The sequence below is a fragment of the Bacillus sp. Medicinal_06 genome (assembly GCF_056711665.1).
Genome location: NZ_JBWYHD010000007.1, coordinates 89,709 through 113,055 on the forward strand (window position 1 = coordinate 89,709; position 23,347 = coordinate 113,055).

Annotated in this window: 24 protein-coding genes; 5 read left to right on the top strand and 19 right to left on the bottom strand. The window is 37.2% G+C overall.

Going from position 1 to position 23,347, the window contains the following annotated elements; translation table 11 throughout:
* Positions 1–8: 8 nt before the first annotated feature.
* The 3 genes from asd to dpaA all read right to left on the bottom strand — a co-directional run bounded on the left by asd (position 9) and on the right by dpaA (position 2,703).
* Positions 9–1,055, bottom strand: a complete 1,047-nt coding sequence (gene asd, locus AC1M36_RS17925) for an aspartate-semialdehyde dehydrogenase (RefSeq protein ID WP_336453189.1) — start codon at positions 1,053–1,055, stop codon at positions 9–11.
* A 149-nt stretch (positions 1,056–1,204) separates the two neighbouring features.
* Positions 1,205–1,804: a dipicolinate synthase subunit B gene (gene dpaB / locus AC1M36_RS17930; protein WP_336453190.1), complete on the bottom strand. Its 600-nt coding sequence runs from the start codon at positions 1,802–1,804 to the stop codon at positions 1,205–1,207.
* Positions 1,801–2,703 (bottom strand): dipicolinic acid synthetase subunit A, encoded by a 903-nt coding sequence (gene dpaA, locus AC1M36_RS17935; RefSeq protein WP_336453191.1) that lies wholly within the window; start codon positions 2,701–2,703, stop codon positions 1,801–1,803. The genes dpaB and dpaA overlap by 4 nt, the downstream gene beginning before the upstream one ends.
* A 355-nt stretch (positions 2,704–3,058) precedes the next feature.
* On the opposite strand from dpaA, the gene AC1M36_RS17940 reads away from it, so the two are divergent.
* The 5 genes from AC1M36_RS17940 to AC1M36_RS17960 all read left to right on the top strand — a co-directional run bounded on the left by AC1M36_RS17940 (position 3,059) and on the right by AC1M36_RS17960 (position 4,227).
* Positions 3,059–3,184, top strand: coding sequence for a YjcZ family sporulation protein (locus AC1M36_RS17940; RefSeq protein ID WP_479846111.1), 126 nt, complete (start codon positions 3,059–3,061; stop codon positions 3,182–3,184).
* 25 nt (positions 3,185–3,209) lie between these two features.
* Positions 3,210–3,335 (top strand): YjcZ family sporulation protein, encoded by a 126-nt coding sequence (locus AC1M36_RS17945; protein WP_479846112.1) that lies wholly within the window; start codon positions 3,210–3,212, stop codon positions 3,333–3,335.
* Positions 3,336–3,360: 25 nt separating this feature from the next.
* Entirely contained in the window at positions 3,361–3,486 is a 126-nt protein-coding gene (locus AC1M36_RS17950) for a YjcZ family sporulation protein (protein WP_431613426.1), read from the top strand.
* A 40-nt stretch (positions 3,487–3,526) separates the two neighbouring features.
* The gene (locus AC1M36_RS17955) at positions 3,527–3,652 is read left to right on the top strand and encodes a YjcZ family sporulation protein (RefSeq protein ID WP_431613210.1); all 126 of its coding nucleotides are present in this window, start codon (positions 3,527–3,529) and stop codon (positions 3,650–3,652) included.
* Between the two features lie 134 nt (positions 3,653–3,786).
* Positions 3,787–4,227 carry a hypothetical protein gene (locus AC1M36_RS17960; RefSeq protein WP_336452211.1) on the top strand — a complete coding sequence of 147 codons (441 nt, stop codon included), beginning with the start codon at positions 3,787–3,789 and terminating at the stop codon, positions 4,225–4,227.
* A gap of 50 nt (positions 4,228–4,277) precedes the next feature.
* Here AC1M36_RS17960 and AC1M36_RS17965 read toward each other — a convergent pair whose 3' ends face one another.
* From AC1M36_RS17965 to AC1M36_RS18040, 16 genes are all read right to left on the bottom strand, one after another.
* Positions 4,278–4,511, bottom strand: coding sequence for a YlmC/YmxH family sporulation protein (locus tag AC1M36_RS17965; protein WP_174101866.1), 234 nt, complete (start codon positions 4,509–4,511; stop codon positions 4,278–4,280).
* A 192-nt stretch (positions 4,512–4,703) separates the two neighbouring features.
* Complete coding sequence (locus tag AC1M36_RS17970; RefSeq protein WP_336451987.1) at positions 4,704–5,942, bottom strand: M16 family metallopeptidase; 1,239 nt, start codon at positions 5,940–5,942, stop codon at positions 4,704–4,706.
* An 86-nt stretch (positions 5,943–6,028) separates the two neighbouring features.
* Positions 6,029–6,928 carry a polysaccharide deacetylase family protein gene (locus AC1M36_RS17975; protein ID WP_336451988.1) on the bottom strand — a complete coding sequence of 300 codons (900 nt, stop codon included), beginning with the start codon at positions 6,926–6,928 and terminating at the stop codon, positions 6,029–6,031.
* Between the two features lie 161 nt (positions 6,929–7,089).
* Complete coding sequence (pnp, locus tag AC1M36_RS17980; RefSeq protein ID WP_336451989.1) at positions 7,090–9,243, bottom strand: polyribonucleotide nucleotidyltransferase; 2,154 nt, start codon at positions 9,241–9,243, stop codon at positions 7,090–7,092.
* 160 nt (positions 9,244–9,403) lie between these two features.
* Positions 9,404–9,673, bottom strand: coding sequence for a 30S ribosomal protein S15 (gene rpsO, locus AC1M36_RS17985; protein ID WP_001229392.1), 270 nt, complete (start codon positions 9,671–9,673; stop codon positions 9,404–9,406).
* Between the two features lie 100 nt (positions 9,674–9,773).
* Entirely contained in the window at positions 9,774–10,745 is a 972-nt protein-coding gene (ribF, locus tag AC1M36_RS17990) for a bifunctional riboflavin kinase/FAD synthetase (protein WP_336451990.1), read from the bottom strand.
* Positions 10,746–10,788: 43 nt separating this feature from the next.
* Complete coding sequence (truB, locus tag AC1M36_RS17995; protein WP_336451991.1) at positions 10,789–11,712, bottom strand: tRNA pseudouridine(55) synthase TruB; 924 nt, start codon at positions 11,710–11,712, stop codon at positions 10,789–10,791.
* 232 nt (positions 11,713–11,944) lie between these two features.
* The gene (rbfA, locus tag AC1M36_RS18000) at positions 11,945–12,301 is read right to left on the bottom strand and encodes a 30S ribosome-binding factor RbfA (RefSeq protein ID WP_002173084.1); all 357 of its coding nucleotides are present in this window, start codon (positions 12,299–12,301) and stop codon (positions 11,945–11,947) included.
* 15 nt (positions 12,302–12,316) lie between these two features.
* The gene (locus AC1M36_RS18005; protein WP_017151268.1) at positions 12,317–12,598 is read right to left on the bottom strand and encodes a DUF503 domain-containing protein; all 282 of its coding nucleotides are present in this window, start codon (positions 12,596–12,598) and stop codon (positions 12,317–12,319) included.
* The gene (gene infB / locus AC1M36_RS18010) at positions 12,595–14,661 is read right to left on the bottom strand and encodes a translation initiation factor IF-2 (RefSeq protein WP_336451992.1); all 2,067 of its coding nucleotides are present in this window, start codon (positions 14,659–14,661) and stop codon (positions 12,595–12,597) included. The genes AC1M36_RS18005 and infB overlap by 4 nt, the downstream gene beginning before the upstream one ends.
* 4 nt (positions 14,662–14,665) lie before the next feature.
* Entirely contained in the window at positions 14,666–14,977 is a 312-nt protein-coding gene (locus tag AC1M36_RS18015) for a YlxQ family RNA-binding protein (RefSeq protein ID WP_336451993.1), read from the bottom strand.
* Entirely contained in the window at positions 14,978–15,250 is a 273-nt protein-coding gene (rnpM, locus tag AC1M36_RS18020) for an RNase P modulator RnpM (protein WP_017151265.1), read from the bottom strand. It lies immediately after the preceding gene.
* A gap of 11 nt (positions 15,251–15,261) precedes the next feature.
* Positions 15,262–16,362 (bottom strand): transcription termination factor NusA, encoded by a 1,101-nt coding sequence (nusA, locus tag AC1M36_RS18025; RefSeq protein ID WP_017151264.1) that lies wholly within the window; start codon positions 16,360–16,362, stop codon positions 15,262–15,264.
* A 17-nt stretch (positions 16,363–16,379) separates the two neighbouring features.
* Complete coding sequence (gene rimP / locus AC1M36_RS18030) at positions 16,380–16,850, bottom strand: ribosome maturation factor RimP (protein ID WP_336451994.1); 471 nt, start codon at positions 16,848–16,850, stop codon at positions 16,380–16,382.
* 335 nt (positions 16,851–17,185) lie between these two features.
* Positions 17,186–21,487: a PolC-type DNA polymerase III gene (locus AC1M36_RS18035; RefSeq protein ID WP_336451995.1), complete on the bottom strand. Its 4,302-nt coding sequence runs from the start codon at positions 21,485–21,487 to the stop codon at positions 17,186–17,188.
* A 125-nt stretch (positions 21,488–21,612) separates the two neighbouring features.
* Positions 21,613–23,313: a proline--tRNA ligase gene (locus tag AC1M36_RS18040; RefSeq protein WP_479846086.1), complete on the bottom strand. Its 1,701-nt coding sequence runs from the start codon at positions 23,311–23,313 to the stop codon at positions 21,613–21,615.
* Between the last annotated feature and the right edge of the window lie 34 nt (positions 23,314–23,347).

Sequence of the window (23,347 nt, forward strand, 5' to 3'; positions counted from 1 at the left end):
TTAGCCGTTTACACTAATTGTAATTTTACTAATCGTTCTGCAATTTGAACAGAGTTCCATGCAGCACCTTTTAATAAGTTATCAGATACGACCCAAAGATGGAATCCTTTTTCATTATTTAAATCTTTACGAATACGACCAACGAACACTTCGTTTTTGCCTACTGCAGTAGATGGCATTGGATATAATTGCTCTGCTGGATCATCTTGCAGTACAATTCCTTCTGCATCCGCAAGTAAGTTTTTCAGTTCTGCCACAGTTACGCCTTCTTTTTCCACTTCAATGTAAACAGACTCAGAATGACCCGATACAACTGGCAAACGTACACATGTCGCTGCTACTTCTAATTCAGGCATATGCATAATTTTTTTCGTTTCATTAATCATTTTCATTTCTTCAAATGTAAATCCATTATCTTGAAACTTATCAATTTGTGGAATCGCATTAAAAGCAATTTGGAAATGTTTTTTATCACCTGATACAGGTAAAACATTCGCTTTTACTTCTTCCCCATTTAAGATTGCTTGTGATTGTTCATGAAGTTCCTCAATTGCAGCAGCACCTGCACCTGATACAGCTTGATATGTGGAAACGATTACTCGTTTTAAACCAAACTGCTGACGAATTGGCTCAAGAGCAACTACCATTTGAATTGTAGAACAGTTCGGATTTGCAATAATACCACTATGTTCTTTTAAGTCATTTTCATTCACTTCAGGTACAACAAGTGGTACATTTTCTGTCATACGGAATGCACTTGTATTGTCAACAACAATTGCACCGCGTTTTGCTGCTTCTGGTGCTAATTGTTTCGATACAGATCCACCTGCACTAAACAGGGCAATATCGACTCCTTCAAAGCTATCAGGAGTTGCTTCTTGCACTGTGAATTCTTCTCCTTTAAATACAAGCTTCTTGCCTGCAGAACGTTTAGATGAAAGTAACGTTAACTTCCCAATTGGAAATTCTCGTTTCTCTAAAGTATTTAACATTTGTTCACCAACTGCGCCGGTTGCTCCAACTACAGCGACATGAAAAGTTTTTTGCTTTTCCATCACTATGCCCCTTTCTAGATACCAATCCTTCTATACTTAGAATTAGAAGGAGTATAAAGTACCCCTTCTAACCTTAATAACGTTAATTTTATCATATTCTGCGATAAGAATGATGGTTTCATAAAAAATTGTCTGTTTTTTTTCGTTTTTTAATTCATATATCTGAATTTTTCTACAACAACAGGTTGTAATTGTTTCCCTTCTATCGCTTCTACAATTGTATCTTCAAGAAGTTCCATACGAGCTACCATTGAATTTGGTTTTTTCTCTGGTGCATCTTGCCCAAATGGCACAAAATAAATATGTTTGGTGGCCATTAAACGCATGAGGTTTACGCCATTAAGGCCAAGGGCATCATTTGTCGAAACAGCTAATACAACTGGTTTTCCGTTTCGGAGCGTCGCTTTCGCTGCCATTAATACAGGAGAATCTGTCATTGCATTTGCAAATTTACTCATTGAATTTCCTGTTAAAGGGGCGATAACCATACAGTCTAGCGGAATCTTTGGACCAAGAGGTTCTGCCCCAACGATCGAATTGATTACTTTATGTCCTGTTACTTCTTCAATCTTTTTAATCCACTCTGCACCTTCACCAAATCTAGTATTTGTCGATTGTACAGTATAGGAAACAACTGGTCTCACTTCCGCCCCTTCTGCAACTAACTTTTCTAAATGTGGCATAACTTCTTCATACGTACAATGAGAACCTGTAAACCCAAACCCAATTCGCTTCCCTTTTAAACTCATTTTTCATTCTCCTCCTTTGCAATCATATCTGCTGTTAATAACTGAGAAAGAACATTTGCTAAAATTTGTCCTGCTGTTTTTGGAGCAACGATTCCCGGAAGACCAGGTGCTAACAAAGCTTTAATCCCTCGCTTCTCTGCATAACGAAAATCCGTACCACCAGGCTTAGAAGCCAAGTCAATGATTAATGTATGAGCTGGCATCCGCGAAATAACACTTGCCGTTACAACAAGGTGTGGAATTGTATTAATGACAATATCAACATCACTTGCTTCTTTCTCAATATCCTGCATATAAAAAGGAGAGAACATCATTTCCGAAATACGAGCGATATGTTCTGAACGCCGTGCTCCTACTTTGACATGAGCTCCTAGTGATTGAAAAGCTCTCGCTACACTCATTCCTGTTCTACCAAATCCTAAAACCATTACATTTGAACCATGAATTGTATAATCTGTATGTTGAATAACCATCATTAATGTTCCTTCTACCGTTGGGATAGAATTGTAGATCGCCACATCATCACGATCGAATAGTTTCACAAGTTTTCGATTTGTGGTAGATATAATACTCTCTAAATACGGTGTACCAATTCCTGAATATATAGTAAAGTTTACTGGTGTTTTTTCAATCTGTTCTTTCGTAAGCGTAACTTTTTCATTTGAAAAAATAGTATCTACTTCTCCTTTTGCATTTGTTCCTGCTACCGGCAAAATAATCGCATCTAAAGAAGTGAAATCTAGATTTTGCATACTCTCTTTTGCTGCCCCTGTAAAACCATGATCCAGTTGATCAAATCCTACTAATGAAAGTTTCGCATCAAGTTCAACCAACTTACGAATCACTTCTAGCTGCCTTGCATCTCCTCCTATGACAGCAATGTGCATCTCAGTCAACATTCCCTACTTCACCTTCTTTTTTCTTTCATTTATAAGAAAAGTGCCTACTTTTTCTTTTTCCTCCACATCATATGTACTGTATAAGCTTTGGGTGATTGAATTCACACAGAAAGCTACAATATTAACAATTATAATATTTAGATATTAAAATTGATTGATGACACTTGTCCAAAAATGGAAAAATTAATATAAAAGCACATTACTATCCACTAGATTCGACATATAGTATCAATGTATTGACAAGCAAGTACGAGCTGATTGTACTGAAGAAATTAGTTCTCATGTTAGCTTGCTTTCATTACTAGCTGTATTGTTAGAACTTTTGGTAGTATTATGAATTTTATTTTTGTGTCGAATGGAGGGAGATTTCTTGACTGAACAAAAAGGATATGGATATGGCTGCGGTGGTCATGGAGGATTTGCTTTACTAGTCGTGTTGTTTATTCTGCTTATTATTATCGGAGCAACTTGTTTTTATTAATTTGTGAATTTTATTTTTGTATAGAATGGAGGGAGATTTCTTGACTGAACAAAAAGGATATGGATATGGCTGCGGTGGTCATGGAGGATTTGCTTTACTAGTCGTGTTGTTTATTCTGCTTATTATTATTGGAGCAAGCTGTTTTTATTAATCTGTGAATTTTATTTTTATATAGAATGGAGGGAGATTTCTTGACTGGACAAAAAGGATATGGATATGGCTGTGGTGGTCATGGAGGATTTGCTTTACTAGTCGTGTTGTTTATTCTGCTTATTATTATTGGAGCAAGCTGTTTTTATTAATTTGTGAATTTTATTTTTGTATAGAATGGAGGGAGATTTCTTGACTGAACAAAAAGGATATGGATATGGCTGCGGTGGTCATGGAGGATTTGCTTTACTAGTCGTGTTGTTTATTCTGCTTATTATTATTGGAGCAAGCTGTTGGGGTGGCGGATATGGTGGTTAAGTAACACCTTTCGCATCTCTTTAAAGTCAAATAATGGATTGCTTCACATTATGTGAAGCAATCCTTAACTCATATATCATATGTTTAAGATAATCTATATGTTCATTGTGAAAGGAGGAGAAAAAGTGAAATCTATGCCCTATTTCCCTAAAAACGCTTCATATCAATTGTCATCATCTATGACAAAGAATGAGGAATCAAAAATAAAAAATTCATCACAAAAAGAAATTATCGAACAGATAGCAAAAACAAAGAAATACATCCATCTTCCGCCAAATCAACCTTCTAAACAAACAACGAGTAAAGTAAATAAAACGCAAAAGCAAGATTTTAAATCTAATACCCCTTTCCCATTTCAAATTAATATTCCTTATTTCAATATACACTTAGATTCGACAGAACTGCTAAGTATCGCCAAATCTGTACTTATAGAAACGCTATTGAGGAAAATTAAGGATCCTGAATTTTTAATCAATATTTTAAATAGTGAAGGTGGAAATAAGTTACTTAATTTAGCAGGTAACTTTTTGAATGATAGCAATAAAACAACAGGAGAAAATACCAATGAGAAATAATTTTAATCATTTACGTTACCTTAAATTATAAATTTCTATTGTATTTGCTACTATTCCAAATCAAAAATAATCATATCATGCCCAACCTTCTTAATCCTGCTCCACTCTACCTTTACTTCTTGCTGTTCTCTTTTGAATCCACCCCATTTTCCAACTGGTATGATGAGGGCTTGAATCTTCCCATCTTTTTCATTAATTTCTAAATCAGCGTGACCTAAAACCCCCATTTTTTCTGCCCGCTCTAGGTCCACAATTTCTTTTCCACTTAATTCACTTAAACGCATATGACTCTCTCCTTTCTAAACATCTTTCATACAGTATCCTCAAATCCCATCCTATAATAAGTACGTATTCTACATGTCTGTAAAAAATACCAAAAAATGCGCTCCACTCCCCCCCATTCAAAAGTTTTATAATTACAAAAGCTTTGTACACAAAAAACCGCATCTCCTCGTAAGAGATACGGTTTTTTCTCCTTATTTCATTCCTTTTGGAAGCTCTCCATTCGGACTAATTAGCGCAGCAGAAAACTCATTTGTAAACATGTTGCGAATCAATTGATCCACATCTGTTTTCGTAACATTGTTCACACTCTCAATGATTTCATCAAGTGAACGATGCTTTCTTAGAAGCAATTCATTTTTACCATTACGGCTCATACGACTATTCGTACTTTCTAAACTTAACATCAGATTTCCTTTAAGCTGCTCTTTACTATTCACAAGTTCCTTCTCTGTAATACCTGTATTTTTTAACGTCTCTAGAGTTTCTTGCATTGTATCATATAGAGTATCCAATTGTTGGCTTCCTGTACCACCATAAAGTGTTAGCATTCCTGTATCTTCATAAGAAGAATGATAAGAGAACACTGAGTATGCTAAACCACGTTGTTCACGCACTTCTTGGAACAAACGGCTACTCATACTACCACCTAATATATTATTTAATACAATTAAGTTATAAATATCATCATGACCCATTTGCAAACCTTGGAATCCTAAACATAAATGAGCTTGTTCTGTTTCCTTTTTGCGAGCCACTTTATTAAAATGAAAAATCGGGCTATGTACTTGTTCACGATTTGTTGTTCCCTCGTAGTTACCAAAATATTGTTCCACTGTTTGCACAAATGCTTCATCAATATTTCCAGCAATCGAAACGACAACATTTTCAGGTGTATAATGATCTTTTATATATTGACGTAGTGTATCCCCTGTAAATGTTTCAAGCGTTTCTTCTGTACCTAAAATTGGGTATCCCAGTGGATGCGTTTCATAGGTCGCTTTTGTTAACATGTCATGTACGATATCATCTGGTGTGTCCTCGTACATTTTAATTTCTTCAAATACAACGTTCTTCTCTTTTTTCAATTCTTCCTCATCAAATGTGGAGTTAAAGAACATATCAGCTAACACATCAAGCGCATATTTTGCATGTTCATCAAGTACCTTTGCATAATAGCACGTGTATTCTTTTGAGGTAAATGCATTCACTTGACCACCAATGCTATCAAATGACTCTGCAATTTCTCTTGCACTACGTGTCTCTGTTCCCTTAAAAAACATGTGTTCTAAAAAGTGTGAAACGCCATTATTTTTTTCATTTTCATTTCTTGAACCTGCATGAATCCATATACCAATTGCAACAGAACGAACAGTTGGTATATTCTCCATAACAATTCTTACACCATTTTTACAAGTATATTTTTTAATCAAAAACTTTCCTCCTAATGCCAGTTTCTCTAAATAATTGCTATTATTTAATGATAACAAGTTTGCACATGAATGTCATGCAAATGTATTTAATCAATACGTTTTTCATCTAGTAATTCTGTAATATTCCCTACTTTATACCCTTGTTTTTTTAACTGTGAAATCATCGTATCTAGCGCCTCAGCTGTTGGAGATGTCGGATGCATCAATACAATTGCACCTGGGTGTACTTTCCCCATCACACGCTGGAGAATCACTTCAGGCTCCGGGCGTTTCCAATCGATTGTATCTACTGTCCACATAATAGTCCCCATCTTTAATCCATCCGCCACTTCTACAACTTCATCACGGAAACTTCCACTTGGTGGTGCAAACCATCGTACTTTTTGATTTGTAGCTGCCTCAATAATTTGATTTGTCTTTTGTAATTGCTCTAGTATTTGACTTTTAGACAGCGTTTTCATATCCGGATGTGTATAAGAATGATTTCCTACTTCTTGCTTTGCATCTACAATCATTTTTGCGAATCTTAAATTTTCTTTTACCCAGCGTCCTTCTAAAAAAAAGGTTGCCTTTACATCATGCTTTTTCAACGTTTCTAATATACGCGGAAGATACTCATTTCCCCATGCCACATTTATCGTTAATCCTACCATTTTTTTATGTGGATGCCCCCGATAAATAGGAGAAGGCGATAAATCTTCTAAATGCGTGTTTGGTGAAACTTCCCGATATACAAATTGCTTCTCATCAAATTTCCCTATTTTCTTCATGTTATTATATGACGCTTCAATATCAACCTCTTTACCATTATATCCTGGCGTAGCCTTCCAAATCTTATCAATTATTGCATTTTGCGGTGCAATTGAATATTGTTTGGCATGTTTCTGAATTTCCTCATAAAGATTATCATTTGCTAGCGCTGAATATGAGCATAAACTTATACAAAGAAAGAATACGGATATGAATATAACTATACGAGTTCTCATATAAACCCTCCCATTAACTATACAAATAAGAAAAATCCTTTTTCCTATTATCCTTGTTAATTTGAGCGTTATCATGAAAACTATACCTTTTTATCAATAAAAATCGATGCATCAAATATATTTTGTTTAACAAAAAAAGCCAGGAAACCTGGCTTTTTTACTTATTTTTGTTCTTGTGTATTTTCTTGTTTTGAAGCTTCTTCTTTTGCCGCTTCTTTTTCTTGCTCTTCTTTTAGCAATACTTTTCTAGATAAGTTTACACGACCTTGTTTGTCAATCTCGATAACTTTTACTGAAATCTCGTCGCCAATTTTTACAACGTCTTCTACTTTACCTACACGCTCAAGCGCAAGCTCAGAAATATGAACAAGACCATCTTTACCACTAAATAATCCAACGAAAGCACCGAATTTCTCGATACGTTTTACTTTTCCTAAGTAGATTTCGCCTACTTGTACTTCGCGAACGATATCTTCGATAATTTTCTTCGCCTTTTCATTCATTTCTTGATCAACGGATGAAATAAAGACTGTACCATCTTGCTCAATATCAATTTTCACGCCAGTTTCTTCAATAATTTTGTTAATTTGTTTACCACTTGGCCCAATAACATCACGGATTTTATCCGGATTGATTGTCATTGTAATGATTTTCGGAGCATATGCAGATAGCTCTTTGCGAGGCTCAGCGATAGCAGTTAACATGTGATCTAGAATATGCATACGACCAATCTTAGCTTGTTGCAATGCTTCTTCTAAAATTTCACGAGATAACCCATCGATTTTAATATCCATTTGCAATGCAGTTACACCATTCGCCGTACCTGCTACTTTAAAGTCCATATCACCTAAGTGATCTTCCATACCTTGGATATCCGTTAAAATTGTGTAGTGCTCACCAGATTTCACTAGTCCCATAGCAATACCAGCAACCGGTGCTTTTAATGGTACACCAGCATCCATCATGGCTAAAGTACTACCACAAATACTTGCTTGTGAAGTAGAACCATTTGATTCTAAAACTTCAGATACAAGACGAACTGTATACGGGAAGTCTTGCTCAGATGGAATAACAGGTTCAAGAGCACGTTCACCTAATGCACCGTGACCGATTTCACGACGACCTGGTCCACGCATTGGTCTTGTTTCACCAACACTAAAAGATGGGAAATTGTAATGGTGCATAAAACGTTTTGATTCCTCTACACCAAGACCATCTAAAATTTGCACATCACCTAATGCACCTAATGTACAAATACTTAACGCTTGTGTTTGTCCACGAGTGAATAAACCAGAACCGTGCGTACGAGATAAAATACCTACCTCTGATGCTAAAGGACGGATTTCGTCACTTTTACGTCCGTCTGGGCGGATTTTTTCAACTGTAATAAGACGACGTACTTCTTCTTTTACAATTTTATATAAAATCTCATGTACTTGTCCTAATACTTCAGCTTCAACTTCTTGCTCTTCATAATGTGCAATGACACGTTGCTTTACTTCATTAATTGCTTCTTCACGTGCATGCTTTTCATGTACTTGAATTGCTGCATGCATATCTTTCTCTGCCATTTCACGAATAGCTCTTTCAAGATCAGCATCGACTTCATAAAGCTTTACTTCTGTCTTTTCTTTTCCGACAGCTTGTACAATCTCTTCTTGGAAAGCAATTAGACGTTTAATTTCTTCATGACCGAACATAATTGCTTCTAACATTGTTTCTTCAGGTACTTGGTCTGCACCTGCCTCTACCATGTTAATTGCATCTTTTGTCCCAGCTACAACAAGGTGAATATCACTTTGTTCCTGTTGTTCTACTGTTGGATTAATAATAAATTCGCCGTCGATACGACCAACTGTCGCACCAGCAATTGGACCTTCAAATGGAACATCTGAAATCGATAACGCTAATGAAGACCCCAGCATAGCCGCCATCTCAGAAGAACAATCTTGGTCAACACTCATAACGATGCTGACAACTTGCACTTCATTACGGAAACCATCTGCGAAAAGTGGACGAATTGGTCGGTCAATTAAGCGACTCGCTAAAATTGCTTTTTCACTTGGACGGCCTTCACGTTTAATAAAACCGCCTGGGATTTTTCCGACTGCATATAAACGCTCTTCATAGTTTACTGTAAGCGGGAAGAAATCTACATTTTTTGGCTCTTTTGATGCAGTTGCTGTAGATAGAACTGCTGTGTCGCCATATCTTACTAGTACCGCGCCGTTTGCTTGTTTTGCAAGTTGGCCTGTTTCAATTGTTAGCTGGCGACCAGCTAAATCTATCGAGAAGACTTGCTTTTCTTGACTCATTTAAGTACCCCTCTCAATTTAAAATATTCAATTCTTCTATGTAAATGGATGATATATCACAATATTCTTCCTCTAGTATTACCGAAATTTAAGTAAGCTATTAAGAGTAGAAGATATATTTTTACCTAACAAAAAAGCGGGAATATTCCCGCTTCTTTGACTATCGACGTAAGCCAAGCTTTGTGATTAATTCACGGTAGCGTGTGATATCGCTATTACGAAGGTAAGTAAGTAAATTACGACGTTTACCAACCATCTTTAATAGACCACGACGTGAATGATGATCTTTCTTGTGAGTACGTAAGTGCTCGTTTAGAGTGTTAATTTGCTCTGTTAGGACAGCAATTTGAACCTCTGGAGAACCAGTATCAGTCTCATGAGTTCTAAATTGTGCAATGATTTCATTTTTACGCTCTTGTGTTAAAGCCATCCTATTTCACCTCCTAATAATTAAACCCCCAATTACCTAGCAAGCGTCGGTGAGTCGCAATGCCAAGCAATGGTTGTCATAAAGTACATAACATAGAATACTACTTTTCATTGGAAAAAGCAAGCATATTCTTTGCTGTGCTAAAATATTCTTGTGCTGTTTTTTTATCTTTTGCAATTTGAGCAACTAGTTCGTCTATGCCATTAAATTTCTTCTCTTCTCGAATGCGCATATGCCACTCCACGGTAACAACCTGATCATATATGTCCTCATTGAAATGAAATAAATGTACTTCAATAGACAGTTTACGCTCATCTTCTTTAAAAGTTGGTTTATAACCAATATTACATACGCCATCATGCCACTCATCATGGACTTTTAACCTTACTGCATACACACCAACAGGTGGCAGAAGATATTCCTCACTTAAACCTACATTAGCTGTCGGAAAGCCGATTTGACGTCCACGTTTATCCCCGTGAACAACCGTTCCTTCTACTGTATAAGCTCTACCTAAAATAGATGGAATCTGTTCCATTTCTCCATTTCGGATTAGTTTTCGTAATACTGTGGAACTTACTTTTTCTTCTTGGAATTCAACTTTTTCAATCACGGTTTGTGTAAACTCCCCTCTTGCATGAAATGGTAAAGTCTCCATCGTCCCTTTTCCTAAACGTCCATATGAATAATCAAAACCTGCTACTACATGCTTTACATTTAGACCAATAATATATTCATCTACAAACTGTTGTGGCAGTAATCCAGCAAATGATTCATCGAATTTCACCACATATAACATATCAATCCCTAAATCTGCAATTACTTTTTCTTTAACGGATAGTGGTGTAATATACTCCACATGCGCTTCCTTTTTTCCTAATACAACAGATGGATGTGGATGAAATGTTATAACAGCACTTTTACATCCTCTTTCATCCGCTATTTTTTTTGCTGTTCGAATCACACGTTGATGTCCTAAATGAATGCCATCAAAAAATCCTAATGCCATTACAGTAGGTGGTAATTCTATTTTATTTTGTTTATGTGGATGAGTTAAATGAATAAGTTTCACGCTTGAATTCACCTTTTTCTGTAATAATCCTTCCAATAATCCATTATAGCTTTAGTTCCTGATTATTCACAAGTACTTTCATTGGCTTTAACATACCAGAGTGTTTTGGATGATGTTCATAAATTGCTAGACAACGTTCGTTTTTATCAAACACTGTAATAAATGGCGCTGTCACTTGTAATTCGTTCTTTAAAAACATCCCATTTTTTATTTTTTCTGCTTGTTTTTCATCTACAACCATTTTTGGAAATTTACTTAACGCCTCATCAATTGAGATAAAAATAGACTCTACTGTTCCATTTTGCATGTTTTCTTCAATTTCTTCAAATGATATGCAATCTTCTAGCAAAAATTCTCCTGAAGCTGTTCGCACAAGATGTGACATATGTGCTGGAAATCCTAATTTTTCACCAATCATAACCGCTAATGTTCTGACATATGTCCCTTTGCTACATGTAACACGGAAGCGGAATGAAATGTTTTTCCCTTCAAATACTTCACGATCATCAAGTAACACAAATTCATGAATTGTTATCGTACGAACTGGACGTTCTACTTCTTGTCCGGCTCTTGCATATTCATACAGTTTCTTTCCATTTACTTTTACAGCTGAATACATGGGAGGTACTTGCTCGATTGTACCTGTTAATTCTGCTAGTACAACTTCCACTTCCGCACGTGTAATAACGCGATTTACATCTTGTTTTTCTACTACCTCACCAGAAGCATCTTCAGTCGTTGTCGAAAATCCTAGTGTAACTTCACCTTCATATGTTTTCGTTTCACTTGTTAAAAATTGCGCAATTTTCGTTGCACGCCCTACACAAATCGGTAATACGCCTGTCACATCTGGATCTAATGTTCCTGTATGGCCAATTCTCTTTTCACGCAATATCTTTCTTAACTTAAATACACAATCGTGTGATGTCATTCCTTTTGGTTTATGTAATAGTAATACACCTTCCATATGTTCACCTCATCGTTATACTTTTGTAGAGGATGTTCAAGAAATCCGGTACAAATTGCAATCGCATTTCTTCATTTCGTCACCAGTCCTCATGTAAGTCTCAGTTATACGCTGTCTCCTTCTGGTCTCTTCACCTCGAAATGCTCCACTCTCTTTATCCTTCCTTTTGAACACTCACTTGTATGCAATACTTACTTTCCATTGAAAAAATGGATAGACAAATGTCTATCCATTATTCTTCACGTTTACCGTCTTTATTAATTTCATGTAAAAGTGTATCAATTCGATGACCATATCCGATAGATTCATCAAATTCAAAAGAAATCTCCGGTGTTTTACGAAGACGAATACGTTGGCCGATTTCTGAACGAATAAAGCCTTTTGCCTTCGCTAAGCCTTTTAATGTATTTTCTTTCTGTTCTTCGTCTCCTAAAACAGAAATATATACTTTGGCAATTTGTAAATCTCCACTCACTTGTACATCTGTTACTGTAACAAATCCAATACGTGGGTCTTTAATTTTACGACTAATAATATCGCCTAATTCTTTTTTCATCTGCTCGCCCACACGGTTTGCACGTAATTTCATAACCACTCACCTCATTCAATACCATTCCAATTGTGTTATCGTACGTTCAATTTCAGGAAATGAATCGATATACTCAAGTACACGATTCATTTCTTTTTCACAGACAACACGATTTGAGGATACGGAAACAATCGCAATTTCTGTGCGTTGCCATACATCTTGGTGTCCTACTTCAGAAACAGCTACATTGTAACGCTGTTTCACACGAGTTAGCACACGCTGTAAAATTGCTCGTTTCTCTTTTAAAGAATGCACATCATAAATCATACACTCGAATGAGAGTGAAGCGATAATCATCGCTTCACTTCTTCCATAATGTATGCTTCAATGATGTCTCCTTCTTTAAGATCGTTGTATTTCTCAATTGTAATACCACACTCGTAGTTTTGCGCAACTTCTTTTACGTCGTCTTTGAAACGTTTTAGCGTATCAAGTTGTCCTTCGTAAATTACTACACCATCACGGATAATACGAACACCGCTGTCACGCGTGATTTTACCGTCTGTTACGTAACATCCTGCAATTGTTCCAACTTTTGTTACTTTAAATGTTTGACGAACTTCCGCTTGACCAATTACTTTTTCTTCGAATTCAGGATCAAGCATACCTTGCATTGCTGCTTCAATCTCTTCGATTACTTTGTAAATAATACGATGCAGACGAATATCAACATTTTCTAACTCAGCTGTACGTTTCGCATTCACATCAGGACGTACGTTAAATCCGATTACAATCGCATTAGATGCAGACGCTAAAATAATATCAGACTCTGTAATCGCACCTACGCCTGTGTGGATAATTTTTACTTTTACACCTTCAACATCAATTTTACGAAGTGATGCTGCCATTGCTTCCACAGAACCTTGTACGTCTGCTTTTACAATTAGGTTAATCTCTTTTACATCGCCTTCTTGGATTTGTTGGAATAAATCTTCAAGGCTTAATTTAGATTTCTCACCACGCTGCGCAAGCAATGCTTGTTGTGCACGTGATTCACCAATTTGGCGTGCTTTCTTTTCATCAGCAAATGCCATGAAACGATCGCCCGCTTGTGGCACTTCATTTAAACCTGTAATTTCAACAGGGGTAGATGGACCAGCAACTTTCACGCGACGTCCAATGTCATTTACCATTGCACGAACACGTCCAAATGTTGTTCCAACTACAATTGGATCTCCAACTCGAAGTGTACCATTTTGAACAAGTAATGTTGCAATTGTTCCTTTTCCTTTATCAAGCTGTGCTTCAATTACAGTACCAGTTGCATAGCGGTTTGGATTTGCTTTATATTCTTCTACTTCACTTACAAGTAGAATCATTTCTAGTAAGTTGTCAATTCCTTCACCTTGAATTGCAGAAATTGGTACAAAAATTGTATCTCCGCCCCAAGCTTCTGGAACTAATTCGTATTCTGTTAATTCTTGCATTACACGGTCTGGATTTGCAGCTGGTTTATCCATTTTATTCACAGCTACAATAATTGGTACTCCAGCTGCTTTTGCATGGTTAATTGCTTCAACTGTTTGTGGCATAACACCGTCATCCGCTGCAACAACAAGAATTGTAATATCCGTTACTTGTGCACCACGTGCGCGCATCGTTGTAAACGCTGCGTGACCCGGTGTATCTAAGAACGTAATTTTCTTGTCATTTACTTCAACTTGGTATGCACCAATATGCTGCGTAATTCCACCAGCTTCACCAGCAGTTACTTTTGAATGACGGATCGAGTCAAGCAACGTTGTTTTACCGTGGTCAACGTGTCCCATAATTGTAACTACAGCAGGACGTTCTTTTAAGTTTTCTTCAGCGTCTTGCTCGTCGATAAATGTTTCAAACTCTGTTTCACTTACGATTACTTCTTCTTCTACTTCAATGCCATAATCAGCAGCGATTAACTCAATTGTATCTTTATCTAAATCTTGGTTAATTGTTGCCATAATGCCTAGCATAAAGAGCTTTTTAATAATTTCAGATGGCTCTTTGCTTAGTTTCTTTGCAAGATCACCTACTGTAAGTGTACCAGAGAAAGTGATTTTATCCGGTGTTTCTACCGTTTGTGTTTGCTGTCTTCCAGCAAAGTTTTCTTGACGTTTGTCTTCATTTCCTTTGCCTTTTTTCTTCTTCTTATTACTGTTCTTTTTACTACGAACAACTTTTTCTTCTACCTCAAACTCATCTGCAACAGAAGGCTTTTCTGCTCCAGTATTGTATTGATTATCTAATTTGTTTACTACTTCATCGTCTAACATTGTCATATGATTCGAAACCTCGATATTCATTTCTTTTAGTTTTGTAATAATATCTTTACTTGAGATATTGTGTTTCTTTGCATATTCATACACTCGAATTTTACTCATACCTTCACCCCCGGTAAGTTGTATCGAGCATGCTACGCAGCTTTTTCGCAAAGCCCTCATCTAACACAGCTACAACGACTCGCTCGTCTCTCCCAATCGCATGCCCTAATTGTTGTCGATTTTCGACTTTTCTCATTGGTATGTTGTAGTACGTGGTTTTATCTATGATGCGCTTTGTAGTGTTCACTGACGCATCTTCAGAAAGCAATACAAGCTTTGCTTTGCCACTTCGTACTTCTTTTAAAACGAGTTCTTCACCCGAAATTATTTTTCGAGCACGGTTTGCTAGTCCTAAAAACGATTTCCAATCGGACACTTATTTCGACTCCTTCTCAACAAGCTCGAGAAGTTCTTCATAAAGGGAACTGTCGACTTTCGCTTTTAGATGATGTTCCAAAATGTTTTTCTTCTGCGCTTGGATAATGCACTCTTTATCTTTTGACAAGTATGCACCACGTCCTGATTTCTTTCCAGTTAAATCAATGGACACTTCGCCCTCTTTGGAACGAACAATGCGAACGAGCTCGCGTTTTGATTTCATTTCTTGTGTTGCAATACATTTTCGTAACGGAACTTTTCGATTGCTCACAATCATCACCTCTATTCGATTTCGTCTTCAACTGAATCGAATGCGATCATGTTGTCTTCTTCTGTTACAATGCCAAGTTGCTTCGCATCAGACTCGCTTTTAATATCAATTTTCCAGCCAGTTAATTTGGCTGCAAGACGTGCATTTTGCCCGCGTTTTCCAATTGCTAATGAAAGCTGATGATCTGGAACAACAACAGTTGTTGCTTTTTCCTCTTCATTCACAAGTACTTTTACAACTTGTGACGGACTTAACGCATTTGCTACATATTCAACTGGATCGTTTGACCAGCGAACAATATCAATTTTTTCACCTTTTAGTTCATCAACAATGCGTTGTACACGTTGCCCTTTTGGACCTACGCAAGAACCTACTGGATCAACATCGATATTCTCTGCATATACAGAAATTTTAGAACGGTCGCCTGCTTCACGTGCTACAGAACGAATTTCTACAGTTCCATCATAAATTTCCGGCACTTCAATTTCGAATAAACGTTTTAAAAGACCTGGATGTGTACGTGATACGTAAATTTGTGGTCCTTTTGTTGTTTTTTCTACTTTTGTAATGAACACACGAATTCGATCATGTGGTTTATATTGTTCATTCGGCATTTGCTCACTTACTGGTAGTAAAGCTTCTACTTTTCCTAAGCTTACATAAATAAAACGAGCATCTTGACGTTGTACAATACCAACCATGATGTCTTCTTCGCGGTCACTAAATTCTGAATAAATGACACCGCGTTCTGCCTCACGTACACGTTGTGTCACAACTTGTTTTGCAGTTTGCGCTGCAATACGTCCGAAATCTTTTGGTGTTACTTCAATCTCTAATACATCACCATCTTGATAGTTCGGATTGATGTGTCTTGCTTCTTCTACAGAAATTTCAAGACGTGGATCAAACACATTATCTACAACGTCTTTACGTGCTAAAACTTGAATTGTCCCCACTTCTGGGTTAAAGCTAACACGTACGTTTTGTGCTTGGTTAAAATTGCGTTTATAAGCAGAGATTAAAGCTGCCTCAATTGCATCAATAATAATATCTTTGCTAATACCTTTTTCTGATTCTAATACGAGCAAAGCATCTAACAACTCAGTGCTCATGAAGATCCCCCTTCTTACTAAAACGTAACAGCAAGTCGCGCATTCGCAACTTTATCCATTGGAATTTGGATTTCTTTTTTACGTGTTTTAATTGTTAATAATAGTGTAATTGTTGTACCATCATAGGACAGTAGCTTGCCTTCAAACATCTTTTCACCATCAATCGGCTCATATGTTTTAACTGCCACTTGTCTTCCTACCGCTTGCTGGAAGTCTTTTTCTTTCTTTAATGGGCGTTCTGCTCCAGGAGATGATACATCCAAAAAGTAAAGATGAGGAATTGGGTCCTCTTTATCTAAAGCTTCGCTTAAACGTTCACTTACCGCACCGCATTCTTCAATGTCTACTCCTGTCTCAGAATCGATGAATACGCGTAGGAACCAGTCTTTTCCTTCTTTCACATATTCTACATCTACAAGTTCAAGATTTAACTCTTCAACAATCGGCTGCGCAAATGCTTCAACAACTTCTGTGACTTTCTTATCCATAAACAGCCTCCTTCCTGCCGCCATGTACCATTTGAAAGAAAAAGAATCCGCTCATACAGACGGTCTATCTTATTCTTTCTCGTTAGCTAACAAAAGCCCCTGCCGTTAAGCAGGGAATATCTGTCTTAGTATTACCAAATTTAAGAAGTAAAACTTGTAACAAAATATGTATATACGACAGAAATATCTCACCTACATACATAGGTAAAACATAGATAGTAACACGAAAGAGTGGGTTTCCCCACTCTTTTTTTTCATAAAATATACATGACATGGTTATCTCGGTTAATAGTATAACATAGCAAATACTGATTTGCAAAGACTTTTCCTGCCTGCTAGAACAGTGACAATTGGTTTTTGTCTGGCAAATCTCCTAAACAACCTTGGCTATCTAAATATTCAATAATTGTTTTGGAAATCTTACTACGTTGTTGCAAATCTTCTTTTGATAAGAATTCACCATTTTCACGTGCTTCAACGATACTTATGGCAGCGTTCGTACCAAGACCAGGTATTGCATTAAACGGAGGAATTAACGTCTCTCCATCAATAATAAAGTCAGTCGCGTGTGAACGATATAAATCAACCTTTTGGAATGAATAACCACGTTCACACATTTCAAGTGTCATTTCTAATACAGTTAGTAAACTTTTTTCTTTCGGTGCTGCATCTAACCCTTTTTGTGCAATCTCATCAATCCGCGCCCTGATTGATGCCGAACCTTTTGCCATCGCCTCTACATCAAAGTCATCGGCACGTACTGTAAAGTATGCTGCGTAGAACAGGAGTGCAAAATGCACTTTGAAATAAGCGATACGTACAGCCATAAGTACATAAGCAGCCGCATGGGCCTTAGGGAACATGTACTTAATCTTTTTACAAGAATCAATATACCAACCAGGTACATTGTTATTGCGCATTTCCTCTTCCCACTCTTCTGGTACACCTTTACCTTTACGCACGGATTCCATAATTTTAAACGCTAACGATGGATCTAATCCTTGATAAATTAGATAGACCATAATATCATCACGACAACCGATAACTTCGCTCAGTGTACATGTACCGTTATAAATCAGTTCATTCGCATTACCAAGCCATACGTCTGTACCATGGGATAGTCCAGAAATTTGGACTAGTTCTGAGAATGTCGTTGGCTTCGTCTCTTCTAACATCTGTCTTACGAACTTCGTACCAAACTCAGGAATACCAAGTGTACCTGTTTTACAATTAATTTGTTCTTCTGTTACACCTAAAGACTCTGGACCAGAGAAGATTTTCATTACTTCTGGATCATCGGTCGGGATTGTTTTCGGATCCACACCACTTAAATCTTGCAACATACGAATAACGGTCGGATCATCGTGTCCCAGTATATCTAGTTTCAACAAATTGTCATGAATCGAATGGAAATCAAAGTGCGTTGTTCTCCACTCCGCCCCTACTGAATCGGCAGGGAACTGAATTGGTGAAAAATCAAAAATATCCATGTAGTCTGGCACAACGATAATACCACCTGGATGCTGCCCCGTGGTACGTTTTACACCTGTACAACCTGAAACAAGACGATCAATCTCAGCGTTTCGAATCGTTAAATTATGATCATTGGCATAACCTTTTACATAACCGTAAGCCGTTTTCTCTGCAACTGTACCAATTGTTCCAGCACGATATACATAGTCCTCACCGAACAGTACTTTCGTATAGTTATGTGCTCGTGGTTGGTATTCTCCGGAGAAGTTCAAATCAATGTCGGGTACCTTATCTCCTTTAAAACCAAGGAACGTTTCAAACGGAATATCATGTCCATCTTTTACATATGGAACATTACATGCCGGACAATCTTTATCTGGTAAGTCAAAACCAGAACCTACAGAACCATCATTAAAGAATTCTGATTGCTTACACTTCGGACATACATAATGTGGTGGTAATGGGTTTACTTCGGTAATTTCCATCATCGTCGCAACAAATGATGATCCTACCGATCCACGTGAACCTACAAGATAACCGTCTACAAGTGATTTTTTCACGAGCTTATGTGAAATTAAATAGATAACGGCAAATCCATGTCCAATAATACTTTTTAATTCTTTTTCCAAACGGGCTTCTACAATTTCTGGTAGTTCTTCACCATAGATGCTACGTGCCATTTTATAACTCATATCACGTGTTTCATCGTCTGCACCTTCAATTTTCGGTGTGTATAGGTCATCTTTTACTGGATGAACGTCACCAATCAATGATGCAATCTTTTGTGTATTTGTCACAACAATTTCTTTTGCTTTCTCTTCTCCTAGGAATGAGAAGCAATCTAACATTTCATCTGTTGTGCGGAAATATACAGGTGGTAATGAATGACGATTTAATGGATTTGCCCCACCTTGCGAACTTACTAAGATTTTACGATACATTGCATCTTCTGGATCTAGATAATGTACATTCCCTGTCGCAACAACTGGTTTATCTAATGTTTCCCCTAATTTTACTAAGTTGGAAATGATCGTTTTTAATTGTCCTTCATCTCGAACTAACTCAAGCTCTACTAAATGACGTAACACTTCTGGAGGCATTACCTCAATGTAATCATAAAATTGCGCAATCTCTTCTACCTCTTCAGGAGCCTTTTGCATCATCGCTTCAAATACTTCACCTTTATCACAAGCAGTACCTACTAATAAACCTTCACGATATTTTTTTAATAATGATCGTGGTATTCGTGGTACGCGGTAAAAATAATTGATATGTGAATATGAAACAAGTTTGTATAAGTTTTTCAAGCCTTCATCGGATGTTGCAAGTAAAGTTACATGGCTCGGTCTCCCGCGTTTATATGCATCTCCTTGCCCCATACTTTCATTTAATTGATCATGATATTCAAAACCTTTTTCAATTACATCCTTTAGCATCTTAACTAGTAAATATCCCGTTGCTTCTGTATCATAAATTGCACGGTGATGCTGTGTTAATTCAATGTCGAGCTTTTTACACATCGTATTTAAGCGGTGGTTCTTCATCTCTGGGAATAAGAATCTAGCTAATTCCAATGTATCAATAACTGGGTTCTTCGGCTTATCTAAGCCACATTTCTTAAAGCCTACATTTAAGAATCCCATATCAAAGCTTGCGTTATGGGCAACAAGTGTATGATCACCCATCCATGCTTCAAACTTTTTAAATACTTCTCCTACTTCCGGTGCATCAGTTAACATATCGTCTGTAATACCAGTTAATTCAATAATTGTAGCTGATAGCGGTTGATGCGGATTGGCAAAAGATTCAAAGCGATCAATAATTTCTCCGCCCTTCACTTTTACAGCGGCTAACTCAATGACCGTATCATATACAGCAGATAACCCTGTCGTCTCAACGTCAAAAACAACATATATTTCGTCTGCCAGTAATCGATGTGACTCATTATAAGCAATTGGAACACCGTCGTTAACTAAGTTGGCTTCCACACCATAAATCACTTTTATACCAGCTTTTTTACCAGCAGAATATGCTTCGGGGAAAGACTGCGCAACAGCATGGTCTGTAACCGCAATCGCTTCATGTCCCCATTTCCCAGCTTGTGCAACAAGCTTAGATACTCCGGTAACAGCATCCATTTGACTCATTGGTGTATGCAAATGTAGCTCTACTCGTTTTTCCCCTTCAGGTGCTTTATCTTTACGAGAAGGTCCTGTTATTTCGTTTATATCATTCGCAATCATGACTAAATCACGGACAAACGTATCATTTTGAACAGAACCTCGCGCTTTTACCCACATTCCTTTTTTCAATGATTGTAGAAGCGGAAGATCCTCTTTATCACGTGAGAACATTTTAATCATAATGGAATCCGTATAGTCAGTTATTTTTAAAGTTAATAACGTACGTCCACTACGAAGTTCTTTCGTTTCCACATGGAAGACATAACCTTGAACGGTTTTTCGTCTTTCTTCGTCTTGGATCTCACGCATCGGAGTGATTTCTTCATCAGGCTTAATAAGATACCCAAGTACAACTGGTCCTTCATGTACAATATCGCTTTCTTCAGCCTGTTTTTTCGCCATCTCTTCCATAGCTTGTATAACACGCTGACGATCCTCTTGTTGCGTTTGCTCACGAAACTTTTGAACTTCCTCATCATTTTGTTTTATATTTGTGTCAAGCTGAAAACGTGGGAATCCAAAGATCTCATATTGATCTCCTACTGGCTTCACAAGATTTTTCTTTAACGCAGTAGATTCTAGCTCATTATTCACATCCAGTAACAACCTCACTCCGTTCACACGTGGAAGCTGTGTTTTTAAATAGGCAAACATCGGAGAGAATGTGATTCGATCTGTGCAAAGAGGCCAATATGCCCTAACCTCTTCCTCTGTAAATTGTTTATTCTCTGTTTCTAGTGCAAATGACGTTTTTGCAATATGTGAAAATGACTGCTTTATCTGCGTTTCTAGCAATTCGTATAATTCTGTTGGCAAAATACGTGGCACCTGCAAATCAAAATGCCAACTTTTATTTGCTTTATCGACAACTAGTCTTTGTATGCCACCACCTTGTAAATATTGATTTATAAGGTCTTCAGGCATTTGCAACTGCTGGAGCAAAATTTGAAATCGCTCTTGTTGTTCATTTGTTAACGACATAAGCAACCTCCTTCCATTTGCTATTATAAAATGAAACTTCCAGCAAAGAAAGATTTCTCCCTTCTTCACTTACAAAGATTATTCTCCAAAGAAAGAGAAGGTACCTCATAACGAGGTACCTCTTCTTATTTTAAAATATTATTGATATATGTGCTAAGTTCTTCAACTTTCACTTCTGCAGATTCATTTGTAGCACGTACTTTTACTTCAACGATTCCTTCATCAGCCTTTTTACCAACTGTTACTCGAACTGGAAGACCGAATAAGTCTGCATCAGCAAATTTAACACCTGCACGCTCTGCACGATCATCTAACAGTACTTCATATCCTTGTTCTTGTAATGAACTGTAGATCGTTTCGCCCACTTCTCGCTGTGCATCAGACTTCATATTTACTGGAATCACATGTACATGGAATGGAGCTACAGCTTTTGGCCAAACCAAACCACTTTCATCATTAAACTGTTCAGCAATTGCCGCAACTGTACGAGATACCCCAATGCCGTAGCATCCCATGATAAGCGGCTTCGTTTTTCCATTCTCATCTAAGAATGTAGCATTCATTGCCTCGCTATAACGTGTACCTAATTTAAATATATGTCCAACTTCAATTCCACGCGCAAAACGAATTGTCCCATTTCCATCTGGAGATTGATCTCCTTCTTGGATGAAACGTAAATCTGTATATTGACTTACTTTAAAGTCGCGCTCTGGATTTACATTTACATAATGGAACCCTTCTTCATTTGCACCACAGCAACCATTTACAACCGCTGCTACAGCGTGATCAGCAATAACTTCAACATCACCTGTTACACCAATTGGACCTAAAGAACCTACTTCACAATTTAATAGACTTCTTACCTCTTCATGTGAAGCAAGTTCAACAACTGAAGCACCATATACGTTCTTCACTTTTACATCATTTACTTCGTGGTCTCCACGAACAAGTACAACAACAAACTTCTCATCTACTTTAAAGATCATAGATTTAATACAATGTGATGCTTCAATGTTTAAAAATGTAGATACTTCTTCAATTGCCTTTTGATCTGGTGTTGCTACTTTTTCAAGTTCTTTTTCTATTTCATCGCTCTTTGTATAAGAAGCAACAACAGGAGCCATTTCAATATTCGCTGCATAATCAGACGTATCAGAATACGCAATTGTATCTTCCCCTACATCAGATAATGCCATAAATTCATGTGTATCTTTACCACCCATTGCTCCAGAATCGGCAATAACCGCACGGAAATTCAAACCACAACGAGCAAAAATATTAGAATATGCTTGATATAAACGGCTATAAACTTCATCTAAACTTTCTTGTGTTGCATGGAAAGAATATGCATCTTTCATTAAAAACTCTCTTCCGCGTAATAAACCAAAACGTGGTCTTTGCTCGTCACGGAATTTTGTTTGGATTTGATATAATGTTAACGGCAGCTTTTTATAAGATTTAATCTCATCACGTACAAGGTCTGTAATAACTTCTTCATGCGTTGCTCCTAGCGCAAACTCACGATCATTACGATCTTTCATACGCATTAACTCAGAACCGTAAGAGTACCAACGACCTGATTCTTGCCATAATTCAGCAGCTTGTAATGCTGGCATTAATAATTCTACAGCTCCTGCTCGTTCCATTTCTTCTCGAACGATACGCTCCACTTTATGCAATACTTTTAGACCAAGTGGTAAAAAACTATAAATTCCAGAAGCATTTTGACGCATAAATCCTGCACGAAGTAGCAATTGATGACTTTTAATCTCAGCATCTGCTGGCACTTCACGTAATGTAGGACTAAATACCATACTTTGTTTCATCTATTCGCACCTCTTTATTTTACTCTCATACGCA